Source organism: Vibrio misgurnus (assembly GCF_029635775.1).
Lineage (GTDB): Bacteria > Pseudomonadota > Gammaproteobacteria > Enterobacterales > Vibrionaceae > Vibrio > Vibrio chanodichtyis.
In genome coordinates this window covers 159,727-169,765 of sequence record NZ_CP113241.1, presented here as the reverse complement: position 1 = coordinate 169,765, position 10,039 = coordinate 159,727, and the positions used below count along the sequence as shown (strand labels likewise).

Sequence of the window (10,039 nt, the reverse complement as noted above, 5' to 3'; positions counted from 1 at the left end):
GCCGTTATTCCCCTACTGCAGTATCTGGTGAGACGGAGCGATGATTGGTTAACATTTTTTGCGGGTTGACCATCGATTGCCAGCGTAGCGACTCGCTGGCACAGCCACTCCCTTCTTGGCCAAATTGACCGATTTGTGCCGCAGCACAAATCGGCACCACGACCCGATGAGTAACGATCTCGATTTTGAAATCAAACCGATCGCCAAATTGGGCTGGCATTTTCTCTAGCCGCACACTTTCCGGTGCCACGCCTAATTTGCGCAGCTGTTTTTGCGCGTTGAGGGCAAATTTTTCGCCGCTGTTGGTGCGCCAATACAGAACGCTATTTTGGGTAAGTAACTGATGACGCTGCTCGGCTAAAAATTGCTCAAAAGAGGCTTGCGCTTGCGCATGATTTTTTCCATCCGCACGCAAAGCTAAGCTGCTGTGTACTGGGTAAATATCAATCGCTGGGCCAGCCTTATCTGGCCAGCCGGAGCTGCAACCTACCAGGGTTAAACCCAACAACATAATGATCAAGATCGGATGTTTCATTGCTTAAATCCTCCTGTCGCTAGGATCTGCTGGCTAAGCTGCTGGTCAATGGTTGAGTTGGCGGCCGGTAGGGCAAAAAAGCGCTCAAGGGTTGAAGTACGCTGCATACTCGGTAATTGCACGCTGCTAGGCTCGATCGGCTGTACCAAATTCACCGTAGCAACAATCACCAATTCGGTTTTATTACGCGTAGTTTCACTATGGCGAAATAGCGCACCAAGCACCGGGATATCACCAATAAAAGGAATTTTACGCAGCGATTCGGTTTCTTCTTTATTGAGCAAGCCACCCAACACAAAGCTCTGCCCATCACCGAGTTCAACCGTTGTGCGGGCACGGCGAGTTTTTAACGCGGGCAAATTGTAAGTCGCGTTGGCGTATTGGCTATCTAGCGAGCTGACTTCTGGCATTAATGCCAAGCGTATTTTGTCATCCCGTTGCACTTTGGCCATGATTTCTAATCGCACCCCAAACTCTTTGTACAACACGTTGGTGCCGCCATCGATAATCGTCACCACCGGTAACTCACCACCGACTAAGAAGCTCGCGGTTTCACCGGAGATCACAGATAAATTGGGCTCGGCAAGAATTTGTCCGACGCTGTCATCACCAATCGCGGTAATTAAGGTCACGATATCACTACTGCTAAAGTGTCTGAGTGGGTTAACGAAGATCCCGCTACTTTGCCCACTGCTGTTCATCTGAATACCAAAGTTTTCCATAAACGATTGGGAAACTTCGGCAATCGACAATTTGACATTGATCTGCTTAGTCGTCGCCACTTCAATATTGTTGACCACGCCTTCAAAACGGCGTCTTTGCATAAATTCTAACTTATAGTCTTGGTCATCACCGATATCCCACTCGACATCGGTATCTTTCGAGCTTTTCGCTAATAATTCGCCGACCAAAATATTAATTTCGTCGCGCTCTTTTTCGGTCGCGACCGTACCGGAGAGCACCACTTGCTGACCCAAATTGGCGATAGAGACTTCCGCATAAGGGTATTTAATGGCAATTTGCTGCTGAATATGCACCATGCTGGTGTTGACCACTAAACGCCGACTGGCGAGAGTTTCGCTGTTGTCACCGAACACCAATAAACTGGCGTTTCCCACCTGTTTACCGAAAATGACCACCGTTTGCCGGTCAATCACTTGATAATCAGCAATTTTAGGATCTGAGATAAATACCGATTGGATCTCTTGCTGGGTGCGTAAGGTGTGCGCATCCCCTTCCGCTAAATTGAGTATCCTTTGCGCCGCAACCGGCAGGGCTATTGCGCTGACCAGCACCGCCAATAAGCCATAAACATAACGCTGCATCATTTTTTATCCTTAACGTATTGTCGTGCTGCCGGCACGAAACTCCTGAATCGCTTTATAATCGGTTAATACATCGCCGGCGTTGGCGGAAAGTTCGCTGGCTAAACTATCGCCAGTGGAAAGATGAATTTCTAACTGGGCAATGTGGCGAGCAATGGTTAAGGTCGCGACTTGCTTACGGGTCAATTCGACAATCACGCTGGTTGGCTGATCCGGATGGTTAACTTGTAAGACTTTGACTCCCATCAAAACCGGCGTAAGAGAGACGGTTTCAAAGCTGCGCACCGTTTCATCGGTAGCGAGATTTTGTTTTAACGAAGAGAGCGCCAAAATATCGATCAAAGTACCAGGACGGATCACGCCACCCACCACCGATTCAGAATTGACTTGGATTGCGAACGGTACCCGCTGTGGGCTTAAAATCAGATCGACATAAGCCGCGTGATCAGATTTAACCAACAGCTCAGGCCACAACACTTGCCCAGCGGCGAGATCTTGCTTGATGCGTTGCTCGGCCGCAAAATCGAATGCCAGATCCTCGGTGACACCAAGGCGCAGCGCTTGCTCTTCATCAATCCGCTGCAATTCAAGATCGGCGCGCGTAATAAGCTGGCCTTTGTGCAGTGACTGTTTAGCGAACCAGACTTGATACTGTTTGACCGGTTGAGCGACTTCCACCACCACAGGGGCAACAGGATCGGCCGCAATCGGCGCGGGCGCAGGAGTGAGTAATCCATACCCACCAATACCAATCACAATGATCGCGAGTGCAATTAAAAGCTTGGAATTCATTTCACCGTCCCAAGTGAGAAAAAGATAACCTATCTCGATGAATGGCAAACCCTAGCGCAGGCACAGCATGATGCGAAATGCCGTTTCCGTTTGGTTTACACCGATCGAAGACAAGCCCATTTATGGCAATAAAGCGACACCACCATAAACTGAAAAAGGGTTAAAATAGTTAAACAACCAGCAAGATTAACCAGTTGTTTAATAAGATTATTCTTAATTAACTCGCCAAGTGAAGCGCATCCATCTTGCACAAGTTAACCGGGTATCGTTCAAAGTGCCGACACATAGACCGCCAAGCCACCGACCAAGCAAATCGGTACCCCATAAGGGATGCCGCGCTGACGCACTTGCTGCAAATCGGTCACCAAGCCATACAGTAAATAGCCCAGAGCCATCAATCCGCCGACGATGGCAATCCCGACTAAGGTTAACGGCATATAAAGTGGATCAATGCCTAAACTGAGCACCGCCAGCAATTTAGTGTCACCAGCGGCTAATACGCCAAGTTTAAACAAGCCTAAACCGACCAGCAGGATGGTTAAGCTGTAAGGCCAAATCTGCCAGTTAGGCTGGCTAAACCAGCCTAATAGCAATAACAATGCCAATATAAGCAGCGTAGTGTTACTGATTTTTCTAGTGCGAATATCACTGAAAGCAATTAGTAGCAATGCTAAAAATATTAAAACACTCAATGAATAATTAGTTGCCGTCAGGAACAATTCCACTTGCATCATTAATATTTTTAGTAATCGAACTTACAGCACCTTCTAGAGCATCTTTTAATCCATTTTCACCACTAAACACAGCCAACACAATGGCAGAGATCGCCACACCGATAATCGCGTATTCAATCGCGGTCACGCCACGTTGGTCTTGAGCAAAAGATTCCACCAGCAAGCGCGCTTTTACATAAGCTTTAGTCAACATAAGATTTTCCTTTTCAATTTATTAATATATTTTGAAGTGACATCACAAAATCAGCACTTCTTAATTAATGCTATCAATCTATTACAAGATGTCCATCGAAAGTATGCTCATTTGTTGTGGTAATCGTAACTTTAGCAGCACCTTCTCATTTATGAGACAGAATGTCTGAAATAATTACTTTTATTACGCTTCTTATCATTAAGACGTAGAAGCCATTATTTATTGGATATATTTAAATATTTATTTAATTCGCACAGATAATTTTCATTAAAAATTAAGCAGGTAATTAACCCTGTGACACTGAATAACAATCATGGCTGTAGTAGGATTGTTTGTTTTAATTTACCAGGCATGAAGTGAATATATTTTCGTATGGGAGCATTCGGTATTTCCTTCCCGATTGAAAAACTTGACCAACATCAATTTTTATATTCCAAACCGATCACCCAACACCAGTGCGCTTATTCACCCCCCGCTAGCAATGTTAAGTAGTACAACGACTCAAACCACCCTATAACCAAGCTTAGTCAACTCGGCAGCGAATGCTTGTTTGGCCGCTGCTTCCCCGTGGATAAGATGCACTTGTTTCGGTTTTACCGCGATGCCGATGATAAAACGCAGCAGATCGGTTTGATCGGCGTGGGCGGAATAACCCGACATGGTATGGATCTGCGCATTGACTGGCACCGGCTCACCATCAATCAACACTGGTGACTCACCGGTTTGAATTTTTCGCCCTAGCGTGCCTTCAGCTTGAAAACCGGCCAGAATCACATCGGTGCGACTATCGGGCAGCAGCGCGGTTAAATAATCGATAATGCGTCCACCCTGACACATACCCGATGCAGCAACCACAATCGCGGCTTCGCCGGTTGAAGCCAAACGGTTAACCAAACGTTGATGCGTGCGGTGATCTTCCACCGTAATGCATTGCTCAAACGCCAGCGGATGGCGCTGCATTTGCAGCCGCGCTTTGGCTTCTTGCCCCCACAACTGCTTAAAACGACGATAAGAACGTGTCACACGTTGTGCCATCGGAGAATCGAGAATAATCGGCAAATTGGCAGCAATCTGCTCGCTAAAGATCAACTGTTCAATATCAAACAACAGCTCTTGAGTGCGGCCAACACTGAACGCCGGAATTAAAATTGCCCCACCATCACTCAGTGAGCGCTCAATAATCGCGCGCAGCCGTTCACCACGACTTTGCACATCGTCATGCTGTTTATTGCCGTAAGTGGTTTCAATAAATAGATAATCAGCTCGCTCAGGGGGTTGCGGATCCGGCAGCAGTGGCGTGTGACTTGGCCCTAAATCTCCGGAAAACACCACCACTTCACCGTTAGCGAGACGAATTTCCAGATACGCCGAGCCCAAAATATGCCCTGCTGGTTGAAAGCGTACCGCCAGTGGTTGATTGGCTGACTGCTTGCTAGGTAAATGTTTGCTCGATGGCTGCTTGCTCGGTAAGTCGAACCATTGATGATACTCCTGCACTCGCAGCAAACGGCGCACTTGAGTAAGTACTCGCTCACATTGTTTGGGTGACATGCCAAATTGCAGCTTAAGGCCATCTTCCAACATCAGAGGAACTAGCTCTGCGGTGGCCGCGGTGCAATAAATTGGCTGCTGAAACCCTGCCGCCAATAACCACGGCAAACGACCAATATGATCAATGTGCGCGTGAGTCAGTAATAAAGCATCAAGATGATCCAGCGCAAACTCGACCGCCAGCGGGCGCTCATCCGCACCTTGAAACGAACCACAATCAATCAGCACGGCTTGCCCATCGGCCCGCAATTCATGACATGAACCCGTAACGCTATCTTTACCACCGTGATGGATCACTTGCATACCCTTGCCCCTTCGCACACCAATTACCCCAATGATGATAACGTTTTTCCGCCACGGCCAAGCCAAAATACGCAAAAACCGCGGTCAAGGCCGCGGTTTACCACGCAATATCATCACTCTTTCAGTCAATGTATTGGGGTGAACGAGCGTAGCCAACACCGCTGCAGCTTCAAGTAGGAAGGGATATTTTATGCTAAAGCCAAACTATCGCTTGGTCACCACCGGCTTTATTGAGACAATCATTGCGATTATCCCTACCTCAACGGACCACTATGAAACTGTTAGTTCGCAACCTTGCTCGCAGCACAACAGAGCACGAAATTCGTAAACTGTTCTCTGAACATGGCTCAGTCGCAGAATGCACGCTGGTGTTAGATCAAGAAACCGGTTTATCAAAAGGCTTTGCTTTCGTGGAAATGCCAGAAGCGGCCGAAGCCAAAGCGGCGATTGCGGCGCTGAACCAAACCAACGTGGCAAAAAGTAAGATCCGGGTTAAAGCCGCGCAATAAGATGGATGCTAAAACCAGCTGAACAAGCTGGTTTTTTATTGCCGAAAACCACACCACACCCAGCGAAAAGCCAGGAAATGTAGCGTGCCAATAGTGAAGTAGTGGCGATTCAGTCTCTAGTTATAGCGCAGATTCGTCACTCGTTGGACGAAACTGATGCTGCAGGCCGAGTAGGAAGTTGCGCAGAATTTGGTCTTTGCACTCTCGGTAGTGCTTATTGTCCGGCTTACGGAAAAATGCACTCAGCTCATGCTTGCTTAAACGAAAATCGACCCGTTGCAGGATTTCAATAATCTCTTCCGACTTCAAGTTCAACGCAATGCGCAACTTTTGAAACACCATATTATGGGTGAGTCTCTGTTCTGGCTTCGACTCTTCGGGATTGGGCTGATCACCCTCGCGCTTACCACGTTTAAAATTGATAAAACCATTGAGAAAGGCGGTAAGCTCGGCATCACTCAGTTTCACAAACGATTGATCATCTTCTTTTTTCAGCCAGCTCGTGATTTGTAAATTGGTCACAGCAAAATCGGCTAAAGAAAAAATCTCAGCCATTAGCTCATCTTTCAAATCGAAGGTGTAACGTACACGGCGCAAAATATCATTATTGGTCAAAATAGTTCCTAGTGTTAGGTAAATCCAGCTCTATCAACTTGATTACTGGAAGGCGCGAATTTTATCAGATTTGCGCTCCGTTCCCTATCGATTGTGCCTGCAATCAAAAGCATGCCTATACCCAAACCACTTGGAGTTGCAGGTAGGCGGCAAGTGAATGAGCCCCATGAGCATAGACAAACGATGTGATTGGGGTGAACGAACGTCGCCAACACCGCTGCAGCTTCAAGTAGGAAGGGGATAACAGGATTAGTAATGGTAACGACAGGAGATAATCGTAATTGCATTTTCATCAATTGCATAAACGAGTCTATTGGTATCATCGATTCGTCGAGACCAAAAGCCAGATAGATTTTCCTTGAGCGGTTCCGGCTTACCAATACGTTCACATGGTGAACGCTTAACATCAGACAGTGGGATCAAAGTGCAGCTAACGCCCGCCTAAGGGCCTGGCAACGCACCAACCCACTTAACGCATATAGCAAATTAACCACAAAAACCTGCCGCATAACAAAAATGCCGCGCGTTAGCTGTCCCTCTTGAACCGTTTGTTATGTGTACATATACTTTGTCTAACTATGTAATACATTGTATGCACAAAGGTACTATTTATGAGAACAGAAATGCTAAGCACGCGCATTGACCACGACACTAAAATTGCGTTCACAAACGTCTGTAATGAGATGGGTCTAAGTACATCACAAGCCATAAAGTTATTTGCAAAAGCGGTTATTAACCATGGTGGGATCCCCTTTGAGCTGCGAGTTCCACAACCTAATGAGGTTACTGCATCTGCGATTCAAGAGCTTGTTGAAGGGAAAGCACATAAAGCCGAATCCGTTGAGGCTATGCTGAATGAGCTTACTGAAGGCAAAGTTAAGCATGTTTAAACTTGAGTACTCAACACAATTTAAGAAAGATTTCAAAAAGATAACTAGGATGCCGATTTCAGATATCATCGAAGTCGGCCATGTTATTTCTAAACTGCAACGCGGCGAAAAACTTGAACCCAAGAATGTTGACCATCCGTTAACTGGAAATTGGGTTGGATTTCGAGACTGCCACATTAAGCCTGACCTAGTGTTAATCTATCGAGTTTTTAACGAACAACTACAACTAGCGCGTCTGGGTTCACATAGTGATTTATTCTAATCAGTCAATTGGGCACATAACGCTTGCCTAAGGGGCAGGCAACGTCCCACTAACTTAACGCATAGCAAATTAACCACAACAACCTGCCGCATAACGTAAAAAACCGCGGGCAAGCCGCAGTTTTTTTAATGTTCAACCATCATCACGCGCACTTAATGCACCTGCGGTTTCTCTGGTGAAATTGGATGAGCCGATTCGGATAAATGGTGTTGGCTACGCTGCCACACCAGATCGCCAATGCCATCGGTGGGGTTAAAGTCGGTCGGAGCTTGAAGCAACAAAGCACGAATACGCTCATGGTTAAACGCATGGCACGCCGCATCAAGCTCACTTAAATACCGCTCAAATTCCGCCAGCGGTAAATAGCGCTCACGGGCGGTCATGATCCGCTCATGGGCGGTTTGCTCGACGTGATCACCAATCAGCAACTCCTCATACAGCTTCTCCCCGGGGCGCAGCCCAGTAAATTCAATCGCAATATCGCCGTAAGGGTGCTGCTCATCTTTGACCTCAAGCCCTGACAGTTGGATCAAATTCACCGCCAGATCGGTAATGCGCACCGGCTCACCCATATCGAGCACAAATACATCGCCGCCCTTGCCCATCGCGCCAGCTTGAATAACCAGTTGCGCCGCTTCCGGAATGGTCATGAAATAGCGAATGATATCGGGATGGGTCACGGTAATTGGGCCGCCGGCGGCAATTTGCCGTTTAAACAGCGGCACCACCGAGCCTGAAGATCCGAGCACATTACCAAAGCGCACCATACAAAAGCGCGTGCCTTTCGGTTTGGCATTTTCTTGCTCGGCCAGCGCTTGCAAACCGAGCTCGGCCATCCGCTTGGTGGTGCCCATCACGTTGGTTGGGCGCACCGCTTTATCGGTGGAGATCAGCACAAACGACTCAACCCCCGCTTCAATTGCCGCTTGCGCAGTATAATAGGTGCCAAACAGATTGTTGCGCACCCCTTCGACCACGTTGTATTCGACCAGCGGCACGTGTTTGTACGCCGCCGCATGGTACACGGTTTGTACCTGGAAGCTTTTCATGGTCACCGCAACACGGTTAATGCGCTGCACCGAACCAAGCAGCGGAATGATCTCGACCTTGAGCCCCTCGGTTTCGACCAATTGCCCAAGCTCACGGTCAATTTGGTATAACGCAAATTCCGACAGCTCAAACAGCACCAAGGCTTTGGGTTTGTGGCGCACAATTTGCCGGCACAGCTCTGAGCCAATCGAGCCCCCGGCACCGGTCACCATCACCACTTTGCCCAAGATGTTGGCCTGCATCAGGCACGGCTGCGGGATCACCGGATCGCGCCCGAGCAAGTCATCAATCGCGACATCTTTCAGTTGATCGATAGAGGCTTTGCCGGCCACGATATCTTGCATATCCGGCACGGTCAGTACCTCGGCGGATAAATCCATCAACGACTCGAGAATTTTCTTTCTGCGCGCGCGCGAGGCGCTCGGTACCGCCAACAAAATTTGTGTGACTCGATGTTTTTCGACCAAGCACGGCGCGTGGCTGACATCGTGCACCGACAGGCCCATGATCACGGTATTTTCCAGGGTTTTGTCACTATCAAGAAAGCCAACCACTTTGTAGCTTTCAGAATTGCGCAGCGCGATCGCGAGCTGGCGCCCGGCTGAGCCGGCGCCATAGATCAGCACCTTGCGCCCTTTGCCACTGAGGCCATACACCAGCACCCGCACCACCAAACGCGAGCCGCCACACAATAAGCACAAAAACGCGCCATAGATGATCGGCAGCGAACGCGGCACCGGCGCGTCAAAGTAGAACGCGGCGATCGCAACCGTCGCCGCGGAGATCAGCGTCCCGAGGCTCACCACCGACAAAGCGTGCAAGGTGAGATAGCGCAGCACCGCACGATACAAGCCAAGCTTGGTAAAGGCGATCAGGGTCACGAAGATCACCGAAAGCAGCAGATACGCAATGCTCGGCGAGTCGATCCATTGCACACGGTCCATACGCACCCAGTAGGCGCTGTAAAATGCAAACACAATGAAAAACACATCAATCAGCACACTGATGAGGCGCTTTTTCACGCGTGAGAGTTCCCAGATAACATTCAGTCGAGTCATTATTCTTTACTTTATGAGAGGGGAGAAAAGGAGCTTGCGGGGACGACACTGACGCTCACCATCCCCACCACCTAGGTTGACTGAAACCCGCTGAGCCAAAAACCGGCTTCGCTTGGGATCAGAAGTGGCTTGAGACGCTTTTTCGCCGCAAGCCGAGCCATTGAGACACTTCGCTCACGCTCACCCCTAGCCAAGGTGAGCGTGCCGAAGAGATAGCAGTCA

The 10,039-nt window shown here is 48.5% G+C and carries 12 protein-coding genes; 3 read left to right on the top strand and 9 right to left on the bottom strand.

Annotation, left to right across the window (positions count from 1 at the left end):
- Positions 1–4: 4 nt before the first annotated feature.
- The 6 genes from OOK74_RS00775 to OOK74_RS00750 all read right to left on the bottom strand — a co-directional run bounded on the left by OOK74_RS00775 (position 5) and on the right by OOK74_RS00750 (position 5,433).
- Entirely contained in the window at positions 5–535 is a 531-nt protein-coding gene (locus OOK74_RS00775) for a hypothetical protein (protein WP_278182923.1), read from the bottom strand.
- Complete coding sequence (locus OOK74_RS00770) at positions 532–1,860, bottom strand: type II and III secretion system protein family protein (protein ID WP_278183244.1); 1,329 nt, start codon at positions 1,858–1,860, stop codon at positions 532–534. Before OOK74_RS00770 ends, OOK74_RS00775 begins: the two co-directional genes overlap by 4 nt.
- Before the next feature lie 12 nt (positions 1,861–1,872).
- Positions 1,873–2,652 carry a Flp pilus assembly protein CpaB gene (gene cpaB / locus OOK74_RS00765; protein WP_274723260.1) on the bottom strand — a complete coding sequence of 260 codons (780 nt, stop codon included), beginning with the start codon at positions 2,650–2,652 and terminating at the stop codon, positions 1,873–1,875.
- A gap of 269 nt (positions 2,653–2,921) precedes the next feature.
- Entirely contained in the window at positions 2,922–3,383 is a 462-nt protein-coding gene (locus tag OOK74_RS00760; protein ID WP_274723292.1) for an A24 family peptidase, read from the bottom strand.
- Positions 3,352–3,579, bottom strand: a complete 228-nt coding sequence (locus OOK74_RS00755) for a Flp family type IVb pilin (protein ID WP_274723261.1) — start codon at positions 3,577–3,579, stop codon at positions 3,352–3,354. Before OOK74_RS00755 ends, OOK74_RS00760 begins: the two co-directional genes overlap by 32 nt.
- 501 nt (positions 3,580–4,080) lie before the next feature.
- A complete protein-coding gene (locus tag OOK74_RS00750; protein ID WP_278182922.1) occupies positions 4,081–5,433 on the bottom strand; it encodes an MBL fold metallo-hydrolase in 1,353 nt (450 codons plus the stop codon).
- Between the two features lie 272 nt (positions 5,434–5,705).
- Here OOK74_RS00750 and OOK74_RS00745 point away from each other — a divergent pair, with 272 nt between their 5' ends.
- Positions 5,706–5,942, top strand: a complete 237-nt coding sequence (locus OOK74_RS00745) for an RNA recognition motif domain-containing protein (protein WP_166013882.1) — start codon at positions 5,706–5,708, stop codon at positions 5,940–5,942.
- 120 nt (positions 5,943–6,062) lie between these two features.
- On the opposite strand, the gene OOK74_RS00740 is transcribed toward OOK74_RS00745, so the two are convergent.
- Both OOK74_RS00740 and OOK74_RS00735 read right to left on the bottom strand, forming a co-directional pair.
- Positions 6,063–6,557: a YehS family protein gene (locus tag OOK74_RS00740; RefSeq protein ID WP_278182921.1), complete on the bottom strand. Its 495-nt coding sequence runs from the start codon at positions 6,555–6,557 to the stop codon at positions 6,063–6,065.
- Between the two features lie 249 nt (positions 6,558–6,806).
- A complete protein-coding gene (locus OOK74_RS00735) occupies positions 6,807–6,980 on the bottom strand; it encodes a Txe/YoeB family addiction module toxin (protein WP_278182920.1) in 174 nt (57 codons plus the stop codon).
- A 188-nt stretch (positions 6,981–7,168) separates the two neighbouring features.
- On the opposite strand from OOK74_RS00735, the gene OOK74_RS00730 reads away from it, so the two are divergent.
- Both OOK74_RS00730 and OOK74_RS00725 read left to right on the top strand, forming a co-directional pair.
- The gene (locus OOK74_RS00730; RefSeq protein WP_278182919.1) at positions 7,169–7,447 is read left to right on the top strand and encodes a type II toxin-antitoxin system RelB/DinJ family antitoxin; all 279 of its coding nucleotides are present in this window, start codon (positions 7,169–7,171) and stop codon (positions 7,445–7,447) included.
- Entirely contained in the window at positions 7,440–7,709 is a 270-nt protein-coding gene (locus OOK74_RS00725; protein ID WP_278182918.1) for a type II toxin-antitoxin system YafQ family toxin, read from the top strand. The genes OOK74_RS00730 and OOK74_RS00725 overlap by 8 nt, the downstream gene beginning before the upstream one ends.
- Before the next feature lie 152 nt (positions 7,710–7,861).
- Here OOK74_RS00725 and OOK74_RS00720 read toward each other — a convergent pair whose 3' ends face one another.
- Positions 7,862–9,817, bottom strand: coding sequence for a polysaccharide biosynthesis protein (locus OOK74_RS00720; protein ID WP_278182917.1), 1,956 nt, complete (start codon positions 9,815–9,817; stop codon positions 7,862–7,864).
- Positions 9,818–10,039 lie beyond the last annotated feature (222 nt).